This window comes from Pantoea ananatis PA13 (genome assembly GCF_000233595.1).
GTDB classification, from domain to species: domain Bacteria; phylum Pseudomonadota; class Gammaproteobacteria; order Enterobacterales; family Enterobacteriaceae; genus Pantoea; species Pantoea ananatis.
Genome location: NC_017554.1, coordinates 4,477,983 through 4,501,872, shown reverse-complemented (window position 1 = coordinate 4,501,872; position 23,890 = coordinate 4,477,983). Strand labels below are relative to the sequence as shown.

General features: G+C 54.7%; 24 protein-coding genes. 16 read left to right on the top strand and 8 right to left on the bottom strand.

The genetic code is table 11. The features are described from left to right. Window positions 1-18 precede the first annotated feature (18 nt). The 4 genes from hemY to hemC are packed head-to-tail and all read right to left on the bottom strand — an operon-like array spanning window position 19 to window position 4,042. Window positions 19-1,215 carry a protoheme IX biogenesis protein HemY gene (gene hemY / locus PAGR_RS21180; protein WP_014606992.1) on the bottom strand — a complete coding sequence of 399 codons (1,197 nt, stop codon included), beginning with the start codon at window positions 1,213-1,215 and terminating at the stop codon, window positions 19-21. Window positions 1,216-1,217: 2 nt separating this feature from the next. Further along, window positions 1,218-2,351, bottom strand: a complete 1,134-nt coding sequence (gene hemX, locus PAGR_RS21175; RefSeq protein WP_014595008.1) for a uroporphyrinogen-III C-methyltransferase — start codon at window positions 2,349-2,351, stop codon at window positions 1,218-1,220. 24 nt (window positions 2,352-2,375) lie between these two features. Continuing rightward, a complete protein-coding gene (hemD, locus tag PAGR_RS21170; RefSeq protein WP_014606991.1) occupies window positions 2,376-3,104 on the bottom strand; it encodes a uroporphyrinogen-III synthase in 729 nt (242 codons plus the stop codon). Further along, entirely contained in the window at window positions 3,101-4,042 is a 942-nt protein-coding gene (gene hemC, locus PAGR_RS21165; RefSeq protein ID WP_029569333.1) for a hydroxymethylbilane synthase, read from the bottom strand. The genes hemD and hemC overlap by 4 nt, the downstream gene beginning before the upstream one ends. Window positions 4,043-4,355: 313 nt before the next feature. On the opposite strand from hemC, the gene PAGR_RS21160 reads away from it, so the two are divergent. The 10 genes from PAGR_RS21160 (at window position 4,356) to PAGR_RS21125 (ending at window position 15,048) form a co-directional block, all read left to right on the top strand. Further along, a complete protein-coding gene (locus tag PAGR_RS21160; RefSeq protein WP_014606989.1) occupies window positions 4,356-6,914 on the top strand; it encodes a class I adenylate cyclase in 2,559 nt (852 codons plus the stop codon). A 136-nt stretch (window positions 6,915-7,050) separates the two neighbouring features. Continuing rightward, a complete protein-coding gene (gene lptM, locus PAGR_RS23365; protein ID WP_014606988.1) occupies window positions 7,051-7,266 on the top strand; it encodes an LPS translocon maturation chaperone LptM in 216 nt (71 codons plus the stop codon). Window positions 7,267-7,295: 29 nt separating this feature from the next. Next, on the top strand, window positions 7,296-8,120 hold the full coding sequence (gene dapF / locus PAGR_RS21155) for a diaminopimelate epimerase (RefSeq protein ID WP_015701292.1): 825 nt from the start codon (window positions 7,296-7,298) through the stop codon (window positions 8,118-8,120). After that, a complete protein-coding gene (locus PAGR_RS21150; protein WP_013024071.1) occupies window positions 8,117-8,821 on the top strand; it encodes a DUF484 domain-containing protein in 705 nt (234 codons plus the stop codon). The genes dapF and PAGR_RS21150 overlap by 4 nt, the downstream gene beginning before the upstream one ends. Then, entirely contained in the window at window positions 8,818-9,723 is a 906-nt protein-coding gene (xerC, locus tag PAGR_RS21145; protein WP_014606987.1) for a tyrosine recombinase XerC, read from the top strand. Before PAGR_RS21150 ends, xerC begins: the two co-directional genes overlap by 4 nt. Continuing rightward, complete coding sequence (yigB, locus tag PAGR_RS21140; protein ID WP_014595013.1) at window positions 9,720-10,436, top strand: 5-amino-6-(5-phospho-D-ribitylamino)uracil phosphatase YigB; 717 nt, start codon at window positions 9,720-9,722, stop codon at window positions 10,434-10,436. The genes xerC and yigB overlap by 4 nt, the downstream gene beginning before the upstream one ends. 54 nt (window positions 10,437-10,490) lie before the next feature. Beyond that, the gene (gene uvrD / locus PAGR_RS21135; RefSeq protein WP_014606986.1) at window positions 10,491-12,653 is read left to right on the top strand and encodes a DNA helicase II; all 2,163 of its coding nucleotides are present in this window, start codon (window positions 10,491-10,493) and stop codon (window positions 12,651-12,653) included. 67 nt (window positions 12,654-12,720) lie between these two features. After that, the gene (gene ysgD, locus PAGR_RS24405) at window positions 12,721-12,777 is read left to right on the top strand and encodes a YsgD/CorL family protein (protein ID WP_349887138.1); all 57 of its coding nucleotides are present in this window, start codon (window positions 12,721-12,723) and stop codon (window positions 12,775-12,777) included. 167 nt (window positions 12,778-12,944) lie between these two features. After that, window positions 12,945-13,898 (top strand): magnesium/cobalt transporter CorA, encoded by a 954-nt coding sequence (gene corA / locus PAGR_RS21130; RefSeq protein ID WP_014606985.1) that lies wholly within the window; start codon window positions 12,945-12,947, stop codon window positions 13,896-13,898. A gap of 97 nt (window positions 13,899-13,995) precedes the next feature. Further along, a complete protein-coding gene (locus PAGR_RS21125) occupies window positions 13,996-15,048 on the top strand; it encodes an AbrB family transcriptional regulator (RefSeq protein WP_014606984.1) in 1,053 nt (350 codons plus the stop codon). Here the strand turns inward: PAGR_RS21125 and rarD are convergent. Further along, the gene (gene rarD, locus PAGR_RS21120) at window positions 15,019-15,918 is read right to left on the bottom strand and encodes an EamA family transporter RarD (protein ID WP_014606983.1); all 900 of its coding nucleotides are present in this window, start codon (window positions 15,916-15,918) and stop codon (window positions 15,019-15,021) included. The genes PAGR_RS21125 and rarD overlap by 30 nt on opposite strands. A 120-nt stretch (window positions 15,919-16,038) precedes the next feature. Continuing rightward, the gene (locus tag PAGR_RS21115) at window positions 16,039-16,416 is read right to left on the bottom strand and encodes a winged helix-turn-helix transcriptional regulator (RefSeq protein ID WP_013024078.1); all 378 of its coding nucleotides are present in this window, start codon (window positions 16,414-16,416) and stop codon (window positions 16,039-16,041) included. 234 nt (window positions 16,417-16,650) lie between these two features. Between PAGR_RS21115 and PAGR_RS21110 the strand changes: the two genes are divergently transcribed. After that, window positions 16,651-17,124: a nuclear transport factor 2 family protein gene (locus tag PAGR_RS21110; RefSeq protein WP_014595017.1), complete on the top strand. Its 474-nt coding sequence runs from the start codon at window positions 16,651-16,653 to the stop codon at window positions 17,122-17,124. 57 nt (window positions 17,125-17,181) lie between these two features. On the opposite strand, the gene PAGR_RS21105 is transcribed toward PAGR_RS21110, so the two are convergent. Continuing rightward, complete coding sequence (locus PAGR_RS21105; RefSeq protein WP_014595018.1) at window positions 17,182-17,652, bottom strand: thioesterase family protein; 471 nt, start codon at window positions 17,650-17,652, stop codon at window positions 17,182-17,184. Window positions 17,653-17,842: 190 nt separating this feature from the next. Here PAGR_RS21105 and pldA point away from each other — a divergent pair, with 190 nt between their 5' ends. Genes pldA through rhtC form a run of 3 tightly spaced genes read left to right on the top strand, consistent with a single transcriptional unit; the run spans window position 17,843 to window position 21,204 of the window. Next, window positions 17,843-18,718: a phospholipase A gene (gene pldA / locus PAGR_RS21100; protein WP_014606982.1), complete on the top strand. Its 876-nt coding sequence runs from the start codon at window positions 17,843-17,845 to the stop codon at window positions 18,716-18,718. Window positions 18,719-18,741: 23 nt separating this feature from the next. Continuing rightward, window positions 18,742-20,568 carry an ATP-dependent DNA helicase RecQ gene (gene recQ, locus PAGR_RS21095; RefSeq protein ID WP_013024082.1) on the top strand — a complete coding sequence of 609 codons (1,827 nt, stop codon included), beginning with the start codon at window positions 18,742-18,744 and terminating at the stop codon, window positions 20,566-20,568. A 12-nt stretch (window positions 20,569-20,580) separates the two neighbouring features. Then, window positions 20,581-21,204: a threonine export protein RhtC gene (gene rhtC / locus PAGR_RS21090; protein WP_013024083.1), complete on the top strand. Its 624-nt coding sequence runs from the start codon at window positions 20,581-20,583 to the stop codon at window positions 21,202-21,204. Window positions 21,205-21,280: 76 nt separating this feature from the next. Here rhtC and rhtB read toward each other — a convergent pair whose 3' ends face one another. Then, the gene (rhtB, locus tag PAGR_RS21085; RefSeq protein ID WP_014606981.1) at window positions 21,281-21,904 is read right to left on the bottom strand and encodes a homoserine/homoserine lactone efflux protein; all 624 of its coding nucleotides are present in this window, start codon (window positions 21,902-21,904) and stop codon (window positions 21,281-21,283) included. Between the two features lie 113 nt (window positions 21,905-22,017). Between rhtB and pldB the strand changes: the two genes are divergently transcribed. Continuing rightward, on the top strand, window positions 22,018-23,010 hold the full coding sequence (gene pldB / locus PAGR_RS21080) for a lysophospholipase L2 (protein WP_014595021.1): 993 nt from the start codon (window positions 22,018-22,020) through the stop codon (window positions 23,008-23,010). A gap of 54 nt (window positions 23,011-23,064) precedes the next feature. Next, window positions 23,065-23,865, top strand: coding sequence for a sugar/pyridoxal phosphate phosphatase YigL (gene yigL / locus PAGR_RS21075; RefSeq protein WP_013024086.1), 801 nt, complete (start codon window positions 23,065-23,067; stop codon window positions 23,863-23,865). Window positions 23,866-23,890: the final 25 nt, after the last annotated feature.

Below are 23,890 nucleotides of genomic sequence, written 5' to 3'. Positions count from 1 at the left end.
TAACGCGATGCTGTGCTATCAGGCATCAGGGTTATTTTTCAGCGTCAGCAACAGGCCTTCACGACGCATTTTTGCCGCCTCTTCCGGACGGCGAAGGCGATCGTAAACGTCCGCCAGCCACGCGTAGTCAAAGGCGTCAGGGCGCTGAGCCAGTGCCTGCTGAAGTGCTTCCGCTGCCTGCTGCCATTCACCGTGGCGCATTAACAACTGCCCCAGGGTACTGTGCAACAGGGGCGTCGCGCCATGCTGTTTGATTTGCTGACGTAAGGCTTTTTCCAGTGCCTCTGGGTTGCCGCTCTTAATACGTGGCATCAGCAGCACCAGACGATCATCGTAATGACGTTTAAGCCCATCCAGCAAGATGTCCTGCGCGGTATCGTGGTCGTCACACTCAATCAAATGGTCAATCATCGCTACCTGCAATGATGTCTCATGGCGAGTTTTACGGCTCAGATTGCCCCACCAGCGCTTCAGTCCCTCGCTGCCCTGATCGGCCATCGCCTGGTTCATCAGGCCCAGCCAGGCCTGTTGCTGTAGCAGGGTGCGTTGCTCTTCTGTCCCGACCTCGGATTTTTCCATGGCGGGAAGAATATCCAGCAGTGCGCTCCAGGCGCTGGTGCGTACATATGCCTGCTCAGCCAGACGAAGCACTTCCGGATGACGAGGCGCGACTTCGAGCAGGCGATCGATGCTGTGGCGCGCTGCATGATCTTCATGACGCGCCAATTGAATGCGGGTACGGGTAATTTCGACCGGAATCACATCATTGCCAGCCAGCTCAGCCGCCCGTTCTAGGTGCTGGTTGGCCCGCATTTCATCGCCACGCTGTTGTGCGGCTTCTGCAGCTAGCAGGTAGTTAGCGACAGGCACATCAGCATGCTCTGCGTCTTTAGACAGCAGTTTCTCTACCTGTCTGAAATCCCCTTCCGCCAGTTTCATCAGGGCATTTTGCGTATGGCGCTGGGCACGACGACGCTTACGGCCAGTGAACCAGCCGCGGGTACGCGCGCCGGTGCGAAATAAACGGCGCAGTATCCATTCCACAGCCAGGATCACAAGCAGGCTAATAATCAGGATGATGGACAGGCCCGTCACGCTGGTTTCAACGTTCCAGTTGTCGGTCTGAATCAGCACGTAGCCCTGATGACCCGCAATCATCGGCCCCAGTACAATGCCGGCAATCAGCAGAACAAAGAGGATAAATACCTTAAGCATGATTAGCCTCCCTGCTGATTAGCGGCGGCAGAAGGCTGTGCCATCAGATTACGAACGCGGGTTTGCATCAGCTTTTCAAGCAGCGGCTGGCTCTCCAGGCTGTCGGGCAGATCCATATTGATGTTCTGCTGGCTTAATTCATCCAGCTGGGCCAGAAACGCTTTGGTTGAGGCATCATTGGTGTCATACCACGCGCGCACCCATGTTGAAACGGTTTCAAGCGACTGCTTGTAAATCTCTTCCTGGTGACGTGGTACGGCCTGAGCAGCAATGAGCAGGCGCGAGCGGATGTTCTCACGCAGATAAACATCCTGATTCGGTGCCAGCAGCGGCTGTGCGGTATTATCGCGACGGCGGATGGTAATAAAGTCATCCATAAAGTTATGCCAGCTCTTCACCAGATTCTGACGCCATTCACGAATGGAACTGGAAAGTTCACCGCTGTCGCTGTCCATAGGCGCATCATCGCTGTCGTTATCTGCCAGCCGCAGATTATCCACACCGTTTGATAACTGATTAAGTTTCAAAATGATGCCGTCATAATCCACCTGGGAGATGGCGGAGAGCGTACTGATATCCTGAGTTAACGCACGACGCACGTTCATGACGCTGGGATCGTTCATGTCTGCCAGGCTGGCATCGGCACTTTTCAGCAGCGCTGCAGCGGTGGTCACGTCCTGATCGCTCCACAATTTACGTCCGGCCAGCTTCACCAGGTAGTCAGCTTGGGCCACTAACCAACTGCGCACGTCATTACCTGAAATTGAAGCCATTTTTTCACGCAGCGTTTCCAGCTCTTTGGCCGATGCCGCCTGCTGTGACTGAGCGGTCTCTAATGCTTTTTCTGTCGCGCTCAACTGTTGGGCCAGCTGCTGTTTGTCGCTGTTTGCCTGTTTCTGCAGCGTGGACAGCTGATCACTCAGTTCCTGATTGGTTTGTGCCTGCAGTTCGGCCTGGTGTTTATCGTTCAGGTATAACCCTGCGCCAATCGCCAGTGCGATGACAATCGCGACTGCTCCCAGCACCATGCCACCATTATTGCGATTGCGCGGTGATTTTTCCTGGGTAGAAGAGGGGCGATCAACCGCTGGTGTGGTTTCGTCAACCACGGCGGAGGTGTCTTTTTGTTCCGTCATATCTGGCACATCCCATTGTTAAGTTCAACATAACGTGCGCAACAGCGCATCGTTATCGGCACCATCGGCTACCTGAATAGTCTGCCAACCAAGATCGGCGGCCAGGGAAGCCAAACGTTCGCTGACGACGACTAGTCGACAGCGGAGCAGCCATTCCTCACGATCGACCTCGGGGAACAGCGAATACAGCTGATGCAGCATCTCACCGCTGGTCACGACCAGCGTGTGAATATTACGATCGCGCCAGCGACGGCCTTCGATGGCGCCGTCATAGTGTTTTTGGCAACGTTGATAGCACTCTGCATAGGTGACCTGCGCGCCACGTGCCGCCAGCGTTTTTGACAGCAGCTCGCGGCCCTGATTCCCTCGAAGGATAAGCGCATGCTTACCCGCTATTTGCTGCAATGTCGCCAGTTTTATCAACTCTTCGCTGGTTTCATGCGCGTGAGGGTAGGTCACCTGCAGGCCGCTGATCGTATGAAAAGCCAAAGCGGTGCTGCGACCAATTGCATAATAGTCTACGTCAGCGGGCCATGCTTTGATGGCGTGCTGTGCAAAGTGAATAACCTGCTGCGAAAGGAGGAAAACGAGATCGCCGCGTTTCAACGTGGCAAGGGTGGCCGGTAACTGCAGGAGATCGTTACCCGGCGCGAATTCTATCAGCGGCAGGCTCCACGCCTGTTTACCCTGGGCGTGCAGGCGCGAGACCAACTCCGCCGCTGCGGGTTCCGGGCGCGTCACCAGAATCGTCATACGGGAGGTTGCCCCTGATAAACGTCGCGCAGAATTTCACGTGCGCCACCGTTGAGCAGCTCGTCTGCCAGCGAAATGCCCATTTGCTCTGCCTGATCGCGAGGCCCACGGCGTTCACCGCTCACCATGACGCTCCCATCGGGTGCACCCACCAGACCTCGAAGCCAGAGTTCGTCGCCTTCAAGTACGGCAAAGCTGCCAATCGGAACCTGGCAGCCGCCTTCAAGTCGGGTATTCATGGCGCGTTCCGCTTTCACACAGACCGCCGTATCATCGTGATTCAATGCCTGTAACAGCGCAATTAACGTGCTGTCGTCTAACCGACATTCGATGCCAACTGCGCCCTGACCCACGGCGGGTAAGGAAATATCTGCAGGCAGCGGTTGGCGAATACGATCGGCCAGGCCAAGTCGATTCAACCCGGCGGCGGCAAGAATAATGGCGTCATATTCGCCAGCATCAAGCTTACTTAATCGTGTGCCCACGTTCCCGCGCAGCGAGCGAATCACCAGATCGGGACGTCGCGCGCTAATCTGGCACTGACGCCGCAGGCTTGACGTTCCAATGACAGCGCCCTGTGGAAGTTCATCAATTGACGCGTAGTGATTGGAGACAAACGCATCGCGCGGATCGTCCCGCTGGCAAATCGTGACCAGGCCCAGGCCTTCCGGAAATGCCACGGGCACGTCTTTCATCGAATGTACGGCCAGATCGGCACGGTTTTCTAACATTGCCTGCTCGAGCTCTTTAACGAACAGCCCTTTCCCCCCCACTTTCGCGAGCGGTGTATCAAGAATGATATCGCCCTTTGTCACCATAGGTACCAGCTCCACGCGCAGGCCAGGATGGGCACTGATCAATCGTTGCTGTACATATTGTGCTTGCCACAGGGCAAGTGGGCTTTGTCGTGTAGCAATTCTGAAAATTTTGTTTAACATGCCGTTAACCATTTAGATCGTTCATCGAATATCCTATCATCGTTGAGGGAATGCTGTCAGTTTCAACGGATTGAAAAGAACCGCCTGCGGATTAAACCTGATATATCAGACAGTAATCTCAGGCCAGGCGCAGAGTGAGCGAAAAGTAGACGAAACCGTGCTAAAATGCAGGTAGCGTAACTTTCTTTACGGTCAATCCAGCGAGTGATAGATTGATCACGTTTCCAGCAATTATCTGCACGACATCTCTCTTATTAAGCGGCAGAGACTGGAAACAGGGTGCTTAAACTCCAGGACAACCAGGCGAAACGTCTTGTACCTCTATATTGAGACACTAAAACAGAGACTGGATGCAATTAACCAGCTGCGCGTTGATCGCGCACTCGCTGCCATGGGGCCCGCTTTTCAGCGAGTCTACAGTCTGCTTCCGATCTTACTACATTATCAACATCCGCTGATGCCGGGTTACCTCGAAGGTAGCGTTCCCCACGGCATCAACGTTTTCACGCCTGATGAAAACCAACTGCAGCTGCTTGCAGAGTTAACGGGCAAACAGGAACTCTCCCTGGTCGAAGCCCCTAAAGGTGAACTGCCTATCACCGGCATCTACTCAATGGGGAGCACCTCTTCCGTTGGGCAAAACAGCGTGTCCGATTTGGATATCTGGGTTTGCCATCAATCCTGGCTGGATAATGAAGAGCGCCTGAATCTGCAGCGTAAATGTGCGCTGCTGCAAAAATGGTGTGCCTCGCAGGCCATCGAAGTCAGCTTTTTCCTCATTGATGAAAACCGCTTCCGCCACAACGAAAGCGGCAATCTTGGTGGTGAAGACTGCGGTTCTACCCAACATATTTTGCTGCTGGATGAGTTCTACCGCACGGCGGTAAGAATGGCCGGTAAACGTATTCTGTGGAATATGGTGCCAGGCGAAGAAGAGCATCACTATGATGACTACGTGATGTCGCTGTATGCGAAAGGCGTGCTCACGCCAAACGAGTGGCTGGATTTGGGCGGCCTCAGCACGTTATCAGCAGAAGAGTATTTCGGTGCCAGCCTGTGGCAGCTGTATAAAAGTATCGATTCGCCCTATAAAGCGGTGTTGAAAACGTTGCTGCTGGAAGCTTATAGCTGGGAATACCCGGATACCAAACTGCTGGCGATGGATATCAAGCAGCGTCTGCACGACGGAGAAATCGTCTGCTTTGGCCTTGATCCTTACTGTATGATGCTGGAACGCGTTACACGCTATCTCACCAGTATTGACGATCAGCCCCGCCTTGATTTGGTTCGCCGCTGCTTCTATTTAAAAGTTTGCGAAAAACTCAGCAGTGACGATCACCCGCAGCGTAGCGGCTGGCGCCGTGAGATCCTGTCGCAGCTGGTTAAAGCCTGGGGCTGGGACGACGAAAAGATTGCTATTCTGGACAACCGTGCCGAATGGAAAATCGAGCGCGTGCGCGAAGCGCACAATGAGTTGCTGGATGCGATGATGCAAAGCTATCGCAACCTTATCCGCTTTGCCCGTCGCAACAATTTAAGCGTCAGCGCCAGCCCGCAGGATATCGGCGTGCTGACCCGTAAATTGTACGCCGCCTTTGAGGCCTTGCCGGGCAAGGTGACGCTGGTTAATCCGCAGATTTCTCCCGATCTGTCCGAATCCAACCTGACCTTCATTCACGTGCCGCCGGGCCGTGCCAACCGGCCAGGCTGGTATCTGTATAACCAGTCGCCGGACATGAGCTCAATCATCAGCCATCAGCCGCTGGAATATAACCGCTATCTTAACAAGCTGGTCGCCTGGGCCTGGTTCAACGGACTGCTGACCAGCAAAACGCGGCTGCACATTAAGGGCAATGAGCTATGCGATCTGGCGCGCCTGCAGGAACTGGTCGACGATGTCTCCAGCCATTTCCCGCTGCGTCTGCCTGCGCCCACGCCCAAGGCGCTCTACAGCCCGTGTGAAATCCGCCATCTGGCCATCATCGTTAACCTTGAGCACGATCCCACCTCGGCGTTTCGTAACCAGGTGGTGCATTTCGATTTCCGCAAACTCGATGTGTTCAGCTTTGGTCAGCAGCAGCAGTGTTTAATCGGCAGTATCGACCTGCTGTACCGTAACTCGTGGAATGAGGTGCGTACGCTGCACTTCAGTGGCGAACAGGCGATGATCGAAGGCCTGAAAACCATCCTGGGTAAAATGCATCAGGACGCTTCCCCGCCTGATACCGTTGAGGTGTTCTGCTACAGCCAGCATTTACGTGGATTGATTCGTACCCGCGTACAGCAGCTGGTGTCAGAGTGCATCGAACTGCGCCTTTCCAGTACGCGTCAGGAGCCAGGGCGGTTCAAAGCACTGCGTATGGCGGGCCAGACCTGGGGGTTGTTCTTTGAACGCATGGGCGTATCGGTTCAGAAGCTGGAAAACGCCGTTGAGTTTTATGGCGCCATTTCCAACAACAAGCTTCACGGCCTGTCGATTAAAGTCGAGTCTAATCAGACGCCACTGCCGCCTGTGGTTAACGGCTATGCCAGCGAAGGGATCATTCAGTTCTTTTTTGAAGATACTACCGACGATCGCGATTTCAACATTTATATTCTGGATGAAAGTAACCGCGTCGAGGTCTATCACCATTGTGAAGGCAGCAAGGAAGAGCTGGTGCGGGACGTCAGCCGTTTTTACTCCTCGTCGCACGACCGTTTTACCTATGGCTCAAGTTTTATCAATTTTAACCTGCCGCAGTTCTATCAAATCGTGAACACAGGTGAACGTTATCAGGTCATTCCATTCAGAAATCAGGTCCTCACCGATCTCTGTGCCTCACAGCCTGATAACGACAATAACGATTATCAGCCACGCTATCAGGTACATTGAGTTCGGTAAGCCCGCAATGATGCTATCTTCAGGGCTTGCCACAACGCTCACGTGATTAGCTGGCATTTCCTGTTGCTTTTCCAACTTCAACTGCGATGATAAGCATCCAGGTCACAGGACATGAAGAGCATAAAGAATGAAGAAAGCGATAAGCCTGTTAGCAATGACAATGGCATTAACAAGCCTTGCAGGCTGTGGATTAAAAGGACCGCTCTACTTCCCGCCGCAGGACACGCCAAAACAAGCTGCGCCAACGTCAGCATCCACGCAAAAACAGAAAGCCGACGCGTCTAAAGCGGATGTAGGTGGACTGGTGACGGGTGGTTCAAGCTCAAGCTCACAAATGAAATAACACTTATGGCGCATCCGGCGGAGCAAAAAATGCAGTTCTCCAAAATGCACGGTCTCGGCAATGATTTCATGGTTGTGGATGCCGTAACGCAAAATGTCTTTTTTTCGCCGGAATTGATCCGCCGGCTGTCCGATCGCCATCTCGGGATTGGCTTCGATCAGCTGCTGGTCGTTGAGCCGCCTTACGATCCCGATCTCGACTTTCACTACCGCATTTTTAATGCAGACGGGAGTGAAGTCGCGCAGTGTGGGAATGGCGCCCGCTGCTTCGCCCGTTTTGTTCAGTTAAAAGGGCTGACGAATAAAAGCGATATTCGCGTGAGCACCCAGGCTGGTCGCATGGTTCTGAGCGTGACACCAGACGATCTGGTACGTGTGAATATGGGCGAGCCGAATTTCGAACCCCAGCAGGTGCCTTTCCGCGCCAATAAAGCTGAAAACCTTTACCTGTTACGCGTGGCGGAACAAACGGTGATGTTTGGTGCCGTCTCCATGGGCAACCCTCACTGCGTAATCCAGGTGGAAAGCACGAAAACGGCCCAGGTTGAGCTTCTGGGACCGGTCCTGGAAAGCCATGAGCGTTTTCCGGAACGCGTCAACGTGGGCTTTATGGAAATTATCAGCCCTGAACACATCCGGCTGCGTGTTTATGAACGCGGTGCAGGGGAAACCCAGGCGTGCGGTAGCGGTGCCTGTGCGGCGGTTGCCTGCGGTATCCAGCAGGGTATTTTAAGTCAGAAAGTACGCGTTGATTTGCCAGGCGGCACGTTACATATCGCCTGGAAAGGCGTCGGACAGCCGCTCTACATGACCGGTCCGGCCACACATGTCTACGATGGGTTTATTCACTTATGAAAAATATCGAAGAGCAGGTGGAAAATACTGTCCTGCTGGACGATCAGGCCGTCAGTGATTATCTGCGTCAGAATCCTGATTTCTTTATGCGCAACGCCCGTCAGGTGGAACAGATGGCGGTGCCGCACCCGGTTCGCGGTAGCGTATCGCTGGTGGAATGGCACATGGCGCGCCAGCGCAATCACATCCAGCGTCTGGAAGAAGAAATTACGCTGCTGATGGAGCAGGCGACCGCAAATCAACAGTTATTCTCACGTCTGCTTTCACTGCAAAGTCACCTGGCCGCCGCCAGCTCACTCCAGGATATGCTCAATCGCCTGCATCGCTGGGCGCGCGATCTCGGACTGGCGGGAGCCAATATCCGCTTGTTTAACGACAAGTGGCGACTGGGTGCGCCGTCTGACTTTGTGCAGCTTGGCCTGGCCCGTCAGGCTTTCGAACCGTTACGCATTCAGCGCTTCGGTAATGAGCAGCACTATCTGGGGAATATCAATGGCCCGGAACTGCTGCTGCTGCTGCCTCAGGCAAAGGCCATTGGTTCAGTCGCCATGTCCCTGATGGGTGACGAGGGCGAGCTTGGCATCATTATCTTCAGTAGCCGTGACAGCCTGCACTATCAGTCGGGCATGGGCACCTTACTGCTTCAGCACCTTTCGCAGATGATACCTGCGCTGCTGGAACGCTGGGTGGAGCGCGCATGAGCAGCGTGTTGCAGGAGACCGTTGACGGCTTTCTGCGCCACCTGAAGGTTGAACGCCAGCTCAGCCCGCTTACGCTGAGCAGCTACGCGCGTCAGCTTGCCGTACTGGTGACAATTGCCGATGAGATGAAAATCAGCGCGTGGTCACAGCTCGATCCCGCCATGGTGCGTAGCATGGCCGCCCGCAGCCGTCGTGCAGGTCTGGCTGCAAGCAGTCTGGCATTACGTCTTTCCGCATTACGCAGTTTCCTTGACTGGCAGGTGAGCCGCGACATGCTGGCGGCTAATCCGGCGAAAGGGATCGCCACGCCGCGCAACGGTCGTCATCTACCGAAAAATATCGATGTTGATGACGTTAACCAGTTGCTGGAGATTGATCTCACCGATCCGCTGGCGATCCGCGATCGTACGATGCTGGAAGTGATGTACGGCGGAGGGTTACGTCTTTCCGAGCTGGTCAATATGGACTGCCGCCATGTCGATCTTGAGGCGGGAGAGGTTTGGGTTTTAGGTAAAGGCAGCAAGGAGCGGCGCGTGCCGATCGGTCGCACCGCCGTCAGCTGGATCCAGCAGTGGTTGCCGCTACGCACCGCGTTTAACCCTGGGGATGATGCGCTGTTTCTCTCCAGCCGTGGCTCTCGTATCTCTGCGCGCAACGTCCAGAAACGCTTTGCCGAGTGGGGAATTAAGCAGGGTCTTTCCAGTCATATACATCCCCATAAGCTGCGCCACTCTTTTGCCACCCATTTGTTGGAGTCGAGTGGCGATCTGCGCGCGGTGCAGGAATTACTGGGCCATGCGAATCTGTCGACCACCCAAATTTACACCCATCTTGATTTCCAGCATCTGGCATCGGTGTACGATGCTGCGCATCCCCGCGCCAAACGAGGAAAGAGTGAATGAAGTTTTATCGCCCTCTGCGTGACATCAAAGCGATCACTTTCGATCTAGACGACACGCTCTACGACAACTATCCGGTGATCCGTAAAACCACGGAAGCCTCTCATGCTGCGCTGCAGGCTTTCCACCCGGCGCTGCGAGCCATAACGCCGGAAGACGTAGCCGCCTCGCGCAGTCAGTTACGTGCAAGCGAACCTGAGATCTACCATGATGTCTCTGAGTGGCGTCGGCGTTCAGTAGAACATGTCATGTGCCAGGCCGGGTTAACGCCATCCGAAGCCGCGGCGGGCGCGACGCAGGTTATGGATGTGTTCCATCAGTGGCGCAGCCAGGTCGATATGCCTGCTGAAACCCATGACACGCTGAACGCCCTGGCGAAGAAAGTGCCGCTGGTGGCAATCACCAATGGCAACGCGCAGCCTGAAAAACTCGGGCTGGCACACTACTTCCAGTTTTCACTCCGGGCGGGGCCAGACGGGCGCGCTAAGCCGTGGCTGGATATGTACCAGCTGGCCGCGCAACGTCTTAATATCGCCCCGGAACACATTCTGCACGTTGGCGACGATCTCACCACCGATGTGGCAGGCGCGATTCGTTTTGGCATGCAGGCCTGCTGGATTAACCTTCGTGAGGGTAATCTCATGCAGATCGAGGATGCCCGTCTGCTGCCACACGTTGAAATTTCCCAGTTGGCATCACTCACCTCGCTGTTATAATGGCTGTAAATTTATCCAGTCTTATGCTTCGCATTTTCTGACTTATTGGTGCTTATGGACGTTTCTGAACTGCTCGACGGTTTGAATGACAAACAGCGCGAGGCCGTTGCGGCGCCGCGCAGTAACCTGCTGGTGCTGGCGGGCGCGGGCAGCGGAAAAACACGCGTTCTGGTGCACCGCATCGCCTGGCTGCTGTCGGTAGAAAACTGCTCGCCGTACTCCATTATGGCCGTGACCTTTACCAACAAGGCAGCCGCAGAGATGCGCCACCGTATTGAGCAGCTCATTGGTACCAGCCAGGGGGGAATGTGGATAGGCACTTTCCACGGTCTGGCACACCGCCTGCTGCGCGCGCATCATCTTGACGCAGGCCTGCCGCAGGATTTCCAGATCCTCGACAGTGAAGACCAGCTGCGCCTGCTCAAGCGCCTGATTAAGGCGATGAACCTGGATGAGAAGCAGTGGCCGGCGCGTCAGGGCATGTGGTACATCAACGGCAAGAAAGATGAAGGTTTGCGGCCCAAGCATATTGAAAGCTACGGCAATCCGGTCGAACAAACCTGGCTGCGCATATACCAGGCCTACCAGGAAGCATGCGATCGCGCCGGGCTGGTCGACTTTGCTGAACTGTTGCTGCGTGCTCACGAGCTGTGGTTAAACAAACCCCATATCCTGAATCATTACCGTGAGCGCTTCAGTAACATTCTGGTGGATGAGTTTCAGGATACCAACAATATTCAGTACGCCTGGATTCGCATGCTTGCGGGCGACAGCGGCAAAGTGATTATCGTGGGTGACGACGATCAGTCAATTTACGGCTGGCGCGGTGCGCAGGTCGAAAACATTCAGCGCTTTTTAAAGGATTTTCCCGGCGCGGATACCATTCGCCTGGAGCAAAACTACCGCTCGACCAACAACATTTTGAAGTCAGCGAATGCCCTGATCGCCAATAACAACGGCCGACTGGGGAAAGAACTGTGGACTGACGGCAGCGATGGTGAGCCCATTTCGGTTTACTGCGCCTTTAACGAGCTGGATGAATCCCGCTTTGTGGTCAACCGTATCAAGGCCTGGATGGAAAACGGCAATGCGCTGGCAGATTGCGCCATCCTGTATCGCAGCAATGCCCAATCGCGTGTGCTGGAAGAAGCCCTGCTACAGGCCAGCATGCCGTACCGTATCTATGGCGGTATGCGCTTTTTCGAACGTCAGGAAATCAAGGACGCGCTGGCTTATCTGCGACTGATGGCCAACCGCAACGATGACGCCGCCTTTGAGCGCGTGGTGAATACGCCAACGCGCGGTGTGGGCGACCGTACGCTGGATGTGGTGCGTCAGACGGCTCGGGAAAAGCAGATGACCTTATGGCAGGCAACGCGCGAGCTGCTTCAGTCGCGCGCCCTGGCCGGTCGTGCGGCCTCTGCGCTGCAACGCTTCTGTGAGTTAGTGGATTCGCTGGCAAGCGAAACCGTGGATATGCCGCTGCACGTGCAGACCGACAGAGTCATCAAGGATTCTGGCCTGTGGATCATGTACGAGCAGGAAAAGGGTGAAAAGGGCCAGGCCCGTATCGAAAACCTGGAAGAACTGGTGACGGCAACGCGCCAGTTCAGCTACCAGGATGAAGACGAAGATTTGATGCCGCTGCAGGCATTCCTTTCTCATGCGGCTCTCGAAGCCGGGGAAGGCCAGGCGGACAAATGGCAGGATGCGGTGCAGCTGATGACGTTGCACTCCGCGAAAGGCCTGGAGTTTAGCCAGGTGTTTATTGTCGGGATGGAAGAGGGCATGTTCCCGAGCCAGATGGCGCTGGATGAAGGCGGGCGACTGGAAGAAGAGCGTCGCCTGGCTTACGTCGGCGTCACGCGTGCCATGATGAAGCTGACCCTGACCTATGCGGAAACCCGCCGTCTTTACGGTAAAGAAGTCTACCATCGACCTTCACGTTTTATTGGCGAACTGCCTGAAGCCTGTATTGAAGAAGTCCGTTTACGCGCCAGTGTGACGCGACCGGTCAGTCATCAGCGCATGGGCACGCCGATCAGCAAAAATGACACGGGATTCGCCCTGGGGCAACGCGTTCGCCACGCCAAATTTGGTGAAGGCACTATTGTGAATCTCGAAGGCAGCGGAGAACACAGCCGCTTGCAGGTGGCGTTTCAGGGCCAGGGGATCAAGTGGCTGGTGGCCGCCTACGCTAAACTGGAAACCGTCTAGGCGCTGGTTGACGACTTTTTCGTCTCAGCGTAACATGCGCGCACTATTATCATGAGAGGACAATGCCTTGGACACGCCCAGTCGATGCTGGCTCATTAACCTGGTTTTCAGGAATAACATCTAAGGCTATCTCATTACGCTGGTAGCCTTAGCGGTTATCAGCGACCTCCCTTTTTAATCCGTCGCACGAGTCAGCACTGATTTATCCTTTATCCGTGTTCAGGTTCGCGGGTCTGCATTCAGACCGGCCGACAGCGTTGTCCCATAAAGTCTGCAATGGGGAGTCTTGCTATGCTGAGCGCATTTAAACTTGATAACAGTCGCCTGACGCGTCTGGAACTGGAAGATGAAAGCGATAAACTGACCACGTCAGTGTGGGTTGACCTGGTCGAGCCTGAAGAAGGCGAGCGCGACCGCGTGCAATCTGAACTGGGCCAGAGCCTGGCAACGCGCCCTGAACTGGAAGATATCGAAGCCTCGGCGCGTTTCTTCGAAGATGAAGACGGCCTGCACATTCACTCCTTCTTCTTTTTTGAAGATGCCGAAGATCACGCCGGTAACTCCACCGTTGCGTTTACCATCCGCGAAGGGCGTTTATATACGCTGCGCGAGCGCGAGCTTCCCGCTTTTCGTCTCTATCGAATGCGTGCCCGTAACCAGACATTGATCGATGGCAACGCCTATGAGCTGCTGCTTGATCTGTTCGAGACGAAAATCGAACAGCTGGCAGATGAAATTGAGAACATTTACAGCGCACTGGAAAAGCTCAGCCGCGTCATCATGGAAGGCCAGCAGGGTGAGGAATACGACCAGGCACTCTCGCGTTTAGCCGAGCTGGAAGATATCGGCTGGAAGGTGCGCTTGTGTCTGATGGATACGCAGCGTGCGCTTAATTTTCTGGTCCGAAAAGCCCGTTTGCCGGGTAATCAGCTGGAGCAGGCGCGCGAGATCCTGCGCGATATCGAATCTCTGCTGCCTCACAATGAGTCGCTGTTTCAAAAGGTCAACTTCCTGATGCAGGCGGCGATGGGCTTTATCAACATAGAGCAGAACCGCATCATCAAGATCTTCTCGGTGGTATCCGTGGTTTTCCTGCCGCCGACGCTGGTGGCATCCAGCTACGGCATGAACTTTGAGTTTATGCCTGAACTGAAGTGGAGCTTTGGCTATCCTGGCGCCATTTGCCTGATGATGCTTGCAGGCCTGGCACCTTATCTCTATTTCAAGCGTAAAAACTGGCTTTAATCATCAGCACGGGCTGTTAATACGGCCCATTTTGCTGGCCTGCCGCCTTAATTCTGCTACTCTAGCCGCTCAATTTTCATAATTGATTAATCATTCTATGGACGCTCTTTCGTTGCGCTGGCAATGGCTGCTGCTGTTAGTGTCATCTGTATTACTTGGCGCAATCTTCCAGTATTTTCACGTGCCGGCCGCCCTGTTGCTGGGACCCATGATCGTTGGCGTGGTCATGGGCCTGTCCGGTGCCACACTGCGTATTAACAAGCGGTTATTTCTGCTGTCGCAGGCGGTGCTGGGCTGCATGATTGCGCAAAGCCTGTCACCTTCTATCCTGACGCCGCTGCTGCAGGACTGGCCAGTCGTGTTAGCGGTCCTGCTGCTGACGCTGGCCGCCAGCGGGCTGTCGGGTTTTCTGCTGGTGCGTTTCAGCCAGCTTCCGGGCCCGACGGGCGCATGGGGATCTTCCCCTGGTGGTGCCTCTGCGATGGTCGCGATGGCGGGCGAATTTGGCGCGGACGTCCGGCTGGTTGCGTTCATGCAGTATCTGCGGGTGCTGTTTGTGGCGGGCGCGGCGGCCATGGTGGCGCGGATCGGGCTGGGCGACGGCGGTCATGCCGGCTCGCTGGTGTGGTTTCCGACGCTTAACAGCGGTTTCCTGATGACAATGTGCCTGGTGGTTTGCAGCGCATGGCTTGGCCCATGGCTGCGTATCCCATCTGGCGCGTTACTGATACCTGCGCTGATCGGTGCAACCCTGCATTCAACCGGTACGGCGGTGCTTCAGATGCCAGAATGGCTGCTTGCCCTGGCGTACGCCATGATTGGCTGGAGCGTGGGGTTACGTTTCACCCGGCCGATCTTCAGACTGGCGTTAAGCACGCTGCCGCAGATGCTGCTGTCCATTTTTGGCCTGATGCTGCTGTGCGGTGGGCTGGCATGGATGTTAACCCGCGTGTTGCATATTGACCTGATGACGGCGTATCTCGCCACCAGCCCAGGCGGGCTGGACACGGTGGCGATTATCGCTGCCGGAAGCCGGGTAGATATGGCTTTTGTGATGGCGATGCAGACCCTGCGATTATTCACCATCTTACTGACCGGACCGGCAATGGCGCGCTTTCTTTCACGCTTTGCGCATTCGGCTCCGCGCTGAAAACGCCACGGCATCCAGAATAAAGACCAGCAGAGCCAGCCAGATAAAACCAAAGGTTACCATTTTATCTGGCGTAACAGTTTCACCATAAAACAGCACCGCCAGCAAGAACATCAGCGTAGGGCCCAGATACTGAAAGAAGCCCACCGTTGACAGGCGCAGTCGGGTACAAGCCGCGGCGAAGAACATCAGCGGAATCGTGGTGACAATGCCTGCGGCGATCAGTAACAGGTTCAGGCTCATGGGGTTCGCGCTAAGGTGGCTGGTGCGGCTGTCAGCAAAGCCAAACAGATAGAGCGCGGCCAGCGGAAACAGCCACAGCGTCTCTATCAGCATGCCGCTCTGGGCATCGACCTGAATTTTCTTCCTCATCAGGCCATAAAACGCGAAGCTGAACGCCAGCCCTAAGGCAATCACCGGCACTGAGCCAAATTTCCACAGTTGCAGAAGCACGCCGCCAGCCGCCAGGGCGACCGCCAGCCACTGCAGGCGACGGAAACGTTCACGCAGGAAAATCATGCCAAACACAACGTTAATCAACGGGTTGATAAAATAGCCCAGGCTGGCTTCAAGCATATGCTGATTGTTCACCGCCCAGATAAACAGCAACCAGTTTCCCCCTACCGTTACCGCCGTAAGGGCCAGTAGCAGCACTTTTTTTGGCTGGCGCAGCACGCTTCTGACCTGTCCCCAACTGCGACTCAGGGTAATCAGTAACAACATGAACAGTGCTGACCAGATCACCCTGTGGGTCATGATTTCAGTCGCCGGTACGGCCTTCACTAATTTGAAGTAGGCGGGCGCAATGCCCCAAATAAAGTAAGCGCCAAGCGCAAAGCCGATGCCCTGACGGGTTTGCTGGGTATCCATAATTCATCCTGAAAATTTGTACTGTACCGGAGGTCACTGAAATACAGCGGCGTGACAGAGGGCCGCAATGGTAACGCAGTCCTCGTTATCTCTGTAGCCCGATCTGGCGATAATGCTGGGTCAGTCTTTCTCCTGCTCCAGCGCGCGCTGGCGAGAAAGGCAGATGGCCTGATGATTGTTATCTGCCCATGCAATTAATTGCTGCATGGGTTCGAGAAATGAACGGCCTAAATCCGTCAGGCTGTACTCAACGCGCGGCGGCACTTCCGGATAAAGTGTGCGCAGGATATAGCCATCCATTTCCAGCCGTTTCAGACTGCGTGACAGCACCTGACGGGCAACATCGCCAATATGACGGTGAAGTTCATTGAAACGTAAGGTCTGTTCGGCCAGCGCTTCGAGAATCAATAAACTCCATTTGTCGCCTATCCGGTCAAGCACATCCCGGATGGGGCAAGGTTGTTGATACGTAAAGGTTGCGGGTGAAGATTTGGGCATCGGGTCGGTTCCTGTGCATCGCTAAGCGTCACTTTCAGGTGATTAAGTCACTCTGGTGTGACTTCTTGTTATCCATTTTGCGCGAATGTAACATCCGTCACGACGTCAGTCTATTTTTGTGACCAGGTGTCTGAGCGAAACCCTGTATCGCATTCGACAGACGTCAGGCAATCCCTGTGTACTCAAAATCTGGTGCCTCGCGACCAGCGCTATGACGAACGATCAAGGAGAATAATGATGGTAGCTTTTCTGAAAACCCTGTTGCTGGCGGCAGGTATCCTGACCGCGGGTGCAGTTTACGCGGCACAACCTGGCGAAGGCCGCGATATCAAGGTGGAAGAGGCCAATCGTGCACTGGTGATCCATTTCTATGATCAATTTTTTAATCACCACAAGGTCGCTGAAGCGGCCCGGGTTATCGCGGATAATTACCGTCAGCACAATCCCGGCGTGCCAAACGGCAAGGCACCGCTTGTTAACTTTTTTACCGACTATTTCAGGAAAAACCCGCAGTCAAAAGCACGCATCGTCCGAAGTGCGACCGATGGCGATTTGGTCTGGCTGCATGTTCACTCCACCAACGGTGAACACGATCGTGGCCAGGCCGTTACGGATATTTTTCGCGTGAAAAACGGCAAAATTGTCGAGCACTGGGATGTGATTCAGGCTGTACCGGCGACGTCGGCGAACACCAATACTATGTTTTGATTCAGGCAGGATAACGCGTGGCAGTACCCAAACGCTGCCACGCGTTCAGTTCTGTGATCAACCTGTCAGATAGGTGGCTGTGGCGGTCGCGATGTAAACGCCCTGATCATTGTGTAACTCCACCCGAGCCACAGAGACTTTATTGCCGGCACGCAGTAAACGACTGGTGGCGATAAAACGCTCGCCGCGACCGGGACGCAGATAGTCTACCCGCATATCAATCGTTCCCATGCGAGACAGTCGCTGGCGGAGCATTTCCTCACTGATTGTTTCCTCACGCGTCAAGGCATGACTGACGCACACCATGCCTGCCGCCACGTCCAGTACGGCGGCGGTGACCCCACCGTGGAGAATCTGTTGAGCGGCATTTCCGACCAGCATGGTTTTGTTCACAAAACTGATTTCAGCGTAGTCGGCGTCAAGGTGATCCAGTTCCAGACCAAGTGCCTGGTTAAACGGCATATGATAAATAAAAATTTCACCGACCAGGCGGCGAGCGTCCTGCTGAGTCAATAGCACGGATGACATGGTGTTTAGTCCTGAACAGCTGACAAATGAACTGTAGATGTTAATGAGTTGTTTATTCTATGCTTCGCTCGACAGGGTTTCCAGTTTAGGAAATCAGCGCTGATGTTCGCTCACATTTGTGTGTAGAATGTCCTGCTTTTTACAACACCCATTCGCTTTTATGAATACGCAGTTTCCATTGGAGAATCCTATGCGTAAGCATCGCGCCTTGCTGGCGGCAATGTTACTTCCTGCTTTGGCGCAGGCGGACGAAGCCACGATCAAACACGTTCACGATGCACCCCAGGTTCGTGGCAGCATTATTGCCAACCTGCTGGAGCAGCATGACAACCCGTTTGTGCTTTATCCTTACGAAAATAACTATCTGCTTTACACGTACACCAGCGACATTAATAAAGAGGCGATTTCCTCTTATAACTGGGCGCAGAATGCCCGTAAAGACGAAGTGAAATTCCAGCTTAGTCTGGCATTTCCACTGTGGCGCGGCATCCTGGGTGACAACTCCGTGTTAGCCGCGTCCTATACTCAGCGCTCATGGTGGCAGCTATCCAATAAAAAAGAGTCGTCGCCCTTCCGCGAGACAAACTATGAGCCGCAGATTTTCCTGGGCTGGGCGACCGATTATTCGTTTGCCGGCTGGACGCTACGTGATGTTGAAGTGGGCGTGAATCATCAGTCCAATGGCCGTAGCGATCCCACGTCACGCAGCTGGAACCGTGTTTATACCCGCCTGATGGCGCAAAACGGTAATTTCCTCGCAGAGATCAAACCCTGGTTCCGTATTTCTGAGAGCGCCAGCACGGACGATAACCCGGATATTACAAAATACATGGGCTACTATCGGGCGAAAGTGGGCTATGCGATGGGTGACAGCATTTTCAGCGTGGAAGGCAACTATAACTGGAATAGCGGTTACGGCGGCGCTACGCTGGGCTGGAGTTATCCCATCACCCAGCACGTGCGTTTTTACACCCAGCTGTTTAGCGGCTATGGTGAATCTCTCATTGACTATAACCACCGTCAGACTCGTTTAGGCGTAGGTGTGACCCTTAACGATTTGTTCTAACCAACCATTAAGTCAGGAATACAGTGGCAACCTCGGCAGTTCTTAATCAGGAAGCGTTGGCGCAGCAGGTATTGCAGGATACCTTCGGCTACCAGCAGTTTCGTCCCGGTCAGCAGACAATCATAAATGAAGCGCTGAGCGGGCGGGATTGCCTGGTGGTGATGCCGACCGGCGGCGGTAAATCACTCTGCTATCAGATTCCGGCGCTGGTGCGCGAGGGGCTGACACTGGTGGTGTCGCCACTCATCTCTCTGATGAAAGATCAGGTGGATCAGCTCCTGGCAAACGGCGTGGCCGCGGCCTGTCTGAACTCGACCATGACGCGCGAGCAGCAGCAGGTTGTCATGGCCGATTGCCGCAACGGGCGCGTGAAGCTGCTCTATATCGCGCCAGAACGTCTGATGATGGACAACTTTCTTGACAGTCTGGCGCACTGGCAGCCCTGTATGCTGGCCGTTGATGAGGCGCACTGTATTTCCCAATGGGGACATGATTTCCGACCGGAATATGGCGCGCTGGGACAGATGCGCCAGCGCTTTCCCGATCTGCCCGTCATGGCGCTGACAGCGACCGCTGACGAAACGACCCGTCTTGATATCATTAACCTGCTGCATATGCAGGATCCGCTGATTCAAATCAGCAGTTTTGACCGCCCCAATATTCGTTACACGCTGGTGGAAAAATTTAAACCCACTGAGCAGCTGCTGCGTTACGTACAGGATCAGCGCGGTAAATGCGGCATTATTTACTGTAACAGCCGGGCAAAAGTTGAGGATACCGCCGCACGTCTGCAAAGCCGGGGGTTAAGCGTTGGGGCATATCATGCCGGAATCGACAGCGCCCAGCGCGCCCGCGTACAGGAAGCGTTTCAGCGCGACGATTTGCAAATCGTGGTGGCGACCGTGGCATTTGGGATGGGCATCAACAAGCCGAACGTGCGTTTTGTGGTGCACTTTGATATTCCACGCAACATTGAATCCTATTATCAGGAAACAGGACGTGCCGGACGTGACGGCCTGCCGGCAGAAGCCATGATGCTCTACGATCCTGCTGATATGGCCTGGCTGCGCAAATGCCTGGAAGAGAAGCAGCCTGGCCCGCTACAGGATATTGAACGTCACAAGCTGAATGCGATGAATGCTTTTGCCGAAGCGCAGACCTGCCGTCGTTTGGTGCTGCTGAACTACTTTGGTGAAGGACGTCAGCAGCCCTGCGGGAACTGCGATATTTGCCTCGATCCGCCAAAGCGCTATGACGGCCTGGTGGAAGCCCAAAAGGCACTCTCCAGTATTTATCGCGTCGGCCAGCGCTTTGGTATGGGCTACATTGTTGAAGTATTGCGCGGTGCCAATAATCATCGCATCCGCGAACAGGGACACGACAAGCTGCCCGTTTATGGGCTGGGTAAAGAAAACAGCCACGAGCATTGGGTCAGCGTCCTGCGTCAGCTGATTCATCTGGGGCTGGTGACGCAAAACATCGCCATGCATTCTGCGCTGCAGCTAACTGAAGCGGCCCGACCGGTATTGCGCGGTGAAGTTCCGCTGATGCTGGCGGTGCCAAGACTGATTACCGCCAGACCGAAAAGCAGCGGGTCGGCCAAAGTGTATGGCGGCAACTACGACCGCAAGCTGTTTGCCAAGCTGCGTAAACTGCGTAAAGCGATAGCCGACGAAGAGAATATTCCGCCCTACGTTGTGTTTAACGATGCAACCTTGCTGGAGATGGCAGAGCAGATGCCGGTGAGCGCCTCAGAAATGCTCAGCGTGAACGGCGTGGGGCACCGCAAACTGGAACGTTTCGGTAAGCCGTTTTTGCTGATGATTAAAGAACATCTCGATGAAGAGTAAAGAGGAGTTACCATGTTGATTTTGTTCGGCACGATTGCCCTGGTCCATCTTGTTGCCCTGATGAGTCCCGGCCCGGATTTCTTTTTTGTCTCGCAAACCGCCGCCAGCCGTTCGCGCAAAGAAGCGATGTTGGGCGTTCTGGGCATTACCCTGGCGGTCATGATCTGGGCCGCGGTAGCGTTGATGGGCCTGCATCTGATTTTGCAAAAGATGGCCTGGCTACACCAAATCATCATGGTCGGTGGCGGACTCTATCTACTATGGATGGGTTGGCAGTTAATTGGCTCAGCCCGTCAGCGCCACAAACAGCCCGTGCAGCAGGAACCTGTCGTCGAACTGCCCAGGAAAGGCATGAGCTTTATTAAAGGCCTGCTGACCAACCTGTCGAATCCCAAAGCGGTTATCTACTTTGGTAGCGTCTTTTCCTTGTTTATCGGTAACGATGTGGGGGGGCTGGAACGTTGGGGGCTGTTCGTCCTGATAAGCGTTGAAACCTTCGCCTGGTTTTCTCTGGTCGCGGCTGTTTTTGCCCTGCCGTGGATGCGGGATAAGTATCAACGTGCTGCGAAGTGGGTAGACGGTGTTGCGGGCGTGCTGTTTGCCGGTTTTGGCATTCATCTGATCCTGTCGCGCTGATAGCCGGTTACCGGACACGTCAGTCGTTACGGCAAGCCGCCGACAGCGTCACTGTCGTGCGGCAGCCTCCGCCGGGTCAGGCGATACGTCTGGCGCTGGCCAGCAGTCCCCCAATCGCGATGAATAAGCCGCCGAAAATGCGGTTCATTAGCTTCATCTGCCTGGGCCCTTTGATCCATCCTGCAATGCGCGTGGCTAATGTGGCATAGCCAATCATGACGATGATATCCACCAGAACGGTTGTGACGCCCAGCACCAGATACTGCAGCATCAGCGGCTGGTGAGGCAGGATAAACTGGGGAAACAGCGCCGCCAGAAACACAATGCTTTTGGGATTCGTCAGGTTCACCATTACTGCCCGCTTGAGCAGGCGACGACGCGGCATGGCTTTCGACATAGCGTTGAGGTCAATCGCGCCCGCAGTGCGCCACTGTTGGATGCCCAACCAGACCAGATAGCCTGCACCGGCCCACTTTAAAATCTCAAACGCCAGCAGCGACTGGGAAAAAAGCGCCCCAAGACCGATCCCCACCAGGGCGATATGCAGGGCAAGACCAACCTGCAGGCCTGAAATAGACGCGACCGCACCACGATAACCGTGGCTGATGCCCGTGCTCATGGTGTTAATGGCACCAGAGCCGGGTGAAAGGCTAAGAATTGTGGTGGTAAGAAGATAAGTCAGCCACCATTCGATGGTCATGGGTTGTACTCCCTGTCACGTCTGAAGTGTGACACAATACGCCAGAATGCTGCGCAGGGCTATGGACATCATGCGGCCGTTCAGACTCTTTTTTCCGGCAATCAGGAGGGCGGATGAAGCAACACAGAGCAAGCTGGCTGCAACGCGAAAAGGCCTTCGCTGCCTTCGCGACCGGCCCACTGCTTGATTTCTGGCACAGCCGTGAAGAGTGTGAATTTACCGGCGTTGAGAATCTGACCTTACGTTACGTTCGGTTCATTTCACCGCAACACAAGCGCGTGATTGTAATCGTTCCCGGGCGCATTGAGAGCTACGTTAAATATCCCGAGCTGGCCTACGATCTGTTTCACTGTGGGTTCGATGTGATCGTGCTCGATCACCGTGGTCAGGGGCGATCCGATCGGCTGCTGGATGATTCGCACCTTGGTCATGTGGTGGAGTTTTCCCACTATGTCGATGACCTTGAAACGCTCTATCTGAAAGAGATTGTGAGCCGTCATTATCAACAACGTTATGCGTTGGCGCATTCAATGGGGGGCGCAATTCTGGCCCTGTTCCTGGCGCGTCAGCCTGGCGCGTTTCACGCTGCGGCTCTGGTTGCGCCGATGTTTGGCATCGCGCTGCCGTTACCCTCTTTTCTGGCGCATAAGATCCTCGACTGGGCAGAGAAACGACCTGCCGTTCGCGATGGCTATGCATTAGGCACGGGGCGCTGGCGGGCTCATCCCTTTGGCATTAACCGTCTGACGCACAGTCATGAACGTTATCGTCGCAGCCTGCGTTTTTATGCGGACGACCCGGCGATTCGTGTTGGCGGTCCCACCTATCACTGGGTACGGGAAGGCATTCATGCCGGACGCAACATATTCAGTCAGGTTGATAAGATAACGACGCCGCTACTGCTACTTCAGGCAAGCGAAGACAGCGTGGTGGATAACCGCTCACAAGATCTGTTTTGCGCCGCCATGGCGGCAGCCGGTCATCCCTGTGAGGGCGATAAGCCCCAGGTTATTAAAGGTGCACGCCACGAGATTCTGTTTGAAAAAGACAGCATGCGCGCCGAAGCATTGAATGGGATCGTCGATTTCTTTTTATCGCATCACTAGTTATCCGTTTACATTACCGGCTACGGCCAACCGACACAGATACCCGAGGTTTTCATGTACCACATTGTTGTGTCCGACCTGGACGGCACACTGCTCTCACCCGAACACCGCCTCACGCCTGATGCCCGAGAAACGTTGCAGCAGCTGGTGGCAAAAGGCATTCACTTTATTTTCGCCACGGGCCGCCATCACATTGATGTTGGACAAATGCGCGACAAGCTGGGGATTCCGGCGTATATGATTACGTCAAACGGTGCCCGTGTGCATAATCCAGCCGGCGAACTGATTTTTAGCCATAACCTGGATTGGGATATCGCCCAGGACCTGTTCGGCCTGCAGTACCATCATCCGGAAGTGCTGACCCATGTTTATCGTGACGATGAGTGGTTTGTCAGCCGTTGCAGTCCGGCAGAGAAAGATTACTTTCGCGAATCTGATTTTCATTATCAGGTTTATGAACCGGGCATATTGCCCACTGACGGCATCAGCAAAGTCTTTTTCACCTGCGAAGAGCCTGAACACCTTATTCCAATGGAGCTGGCGATTGAAGCGCGTTGGGGAGACAGGGTCAACGTCAGTTTTTCACTGCCCACCTGTCTGGAAGTGATGGCGGGCGGCGTCTCAAAAGGCCACGCGCTCGAATCTGTGGCAAAACAGTTAGGCTTTACGCTGAAAGACTGTATTGCCTTTGGTGATGGTATGAACGACGTCGAAATGCTGAGTATGGCGGGCAAGGGCTGCATTATGGCTAATGCGCATCAGCGTCTGAAAGATACCTTGCCAGAGCTGGAAGTGATTGGCAGCAATGTTGAGGATGCCGTGCCGGCGACGCTCAGAAAGTTGTATTTATCGTAGTGCGCCGGAGCAGAAGGCCGGTTAA

Bases quoted from the DNA above. Each gene is read 5' to 3' on its own strand.
- hemY (WP_014606992.1), bottom strand. From the start codon at position 1,215: ATGCTTAAGGTATTTATCCTCTTTGTTCTGCTGATTGCCGGCATTGTA.
- hemX (WP_014595008.1), bottom strand. From the start codon at position 2,351: ATGACGGAACAAAAAGACACCTCCGCCGTGGTTGACGAAACCACACCA.
- hemD (WP_014606991.1), bottom strand. From the start codon at position 3,104: ATGACGATTCTGGTGACGCGCCCGGAACCCGCAGCGGCGGAGTTGGTC.
- hemC (WP_029569333.1), bottom strand. From the start codon at position 4,042: ATGTTAAACAAAATTTTCAGAATTGCTACACGACAAAGCCCACTTGCC.
- lptM (WP_014606988.1), top strand. From the start codon at position 7,051: ATGAAGAAAGCGATAAGCCTGTTAGCAATGACAATGGCATTAACAAGC.
- dapF (WP_015701292.1), top strand. From the start codon at position 7,296: ATGCAGTTCTCCAAAATGCACGGTCTCGGCAATGATTTCATGGTTGTG.
- PAGR_RS21150 (WP_013024071.1), top strand. From the start codon at position 8,117: ATGAAAAATATCGAAGAGCAGGTGGAAAATACTGTCCTGCTGGACGAT.
- xerC (WP_014606987.1), top strand. From the start codon at position 8,818: ATGAGCAGCGTGTTGCAGGAGACCGTTGACGGCTTTCTGCGCCACCTG.
- yigB (WP_014595013.1), top strand. From the start codon at position 9,720: ATGAAGTTTTATCGCCCTCTGCGTGACATCAAAGCGATCACTTTCGAT.
- uvrD (WP_014606986.1), top strand. From the start codon at position 10,491: ATGGACGTTTCTGAACTGCTCGACGGTTTGAATGACAAACAGCGCGAG.
- corA (WP_014606985.1), top strand. From the start codon at position 12,945: ATGCTGAGCGCATTTAAACTTGATAACAGTCGCCTGACGCGTCTGGAA.
- PAGR_RS21125 (WP_014606984.1), top strand. From the start codon at position 13,996: ATGGACGCTCTTTCGTTGCGCTGGCAATGGCTGCTGCTGTTAGTGTCA.
- rarD (WP_014606983.1), bottom strand. From the start codon at position 15,918: ATGGATACCCAGCAAACCCGTCAGGGCATCGGCTTTGCGCTTGGCGCT.
- PAGR_RS21115 (WP_013024078.1), bottom strand. From the start codon at position 16,416: ATGCCCAAATCTTCACCCGCAACCTTTACGTATCAACAACCTTGCCCC.
- PAGR_RS21110 (WP_014595017.1), top strand. From the start codon at position 16,651: ATGATGGTAGCTTTTCTGAAAACCCTGTTGCTGGCGGCAGGTATCCTG.
- PAGR_RS21105 (WP_014595018.1), bottom strand. From the start codon at position 17,652: ATGTCATCCGTGCTATTGACTCAGCAGGACGCTCGCCGCCTGGTCGGT.
- pldA (WP_014606982.1), top strand. From the start codon at position 17,843: ATGCGTAAGCATCGCGCCTTGCTGGCGGCAATGTTACTTCCTGCTTTG.
- rhtC (WP_013024083.1), top strand. From the start codon at position 20,581: ATGTTGATTTTGTTCGGCACGATTGCCCTGGTCCATCTTGTTGCCCTG.
- rhtB (WP_014606981.1), bottom strand. From the start codon at position 21,904: ATGACCATCGAATGGTGGCTGACTTATCTTCTTACCACCACAATTCTT.
- pldB (WP_014595021.1), top strand. From the start codon at position 22,018: ATGAAGCAACACAGAGCAAGCTGGCTGCAACGCGAAAAGGCCTTCGCT.
- yigL (WP_013024086.1), top strand. From the start codon at position 23,065: ATGTACCACATTGTTGTGTCCGACCTGGACGGCACACTGCTCTCACCC.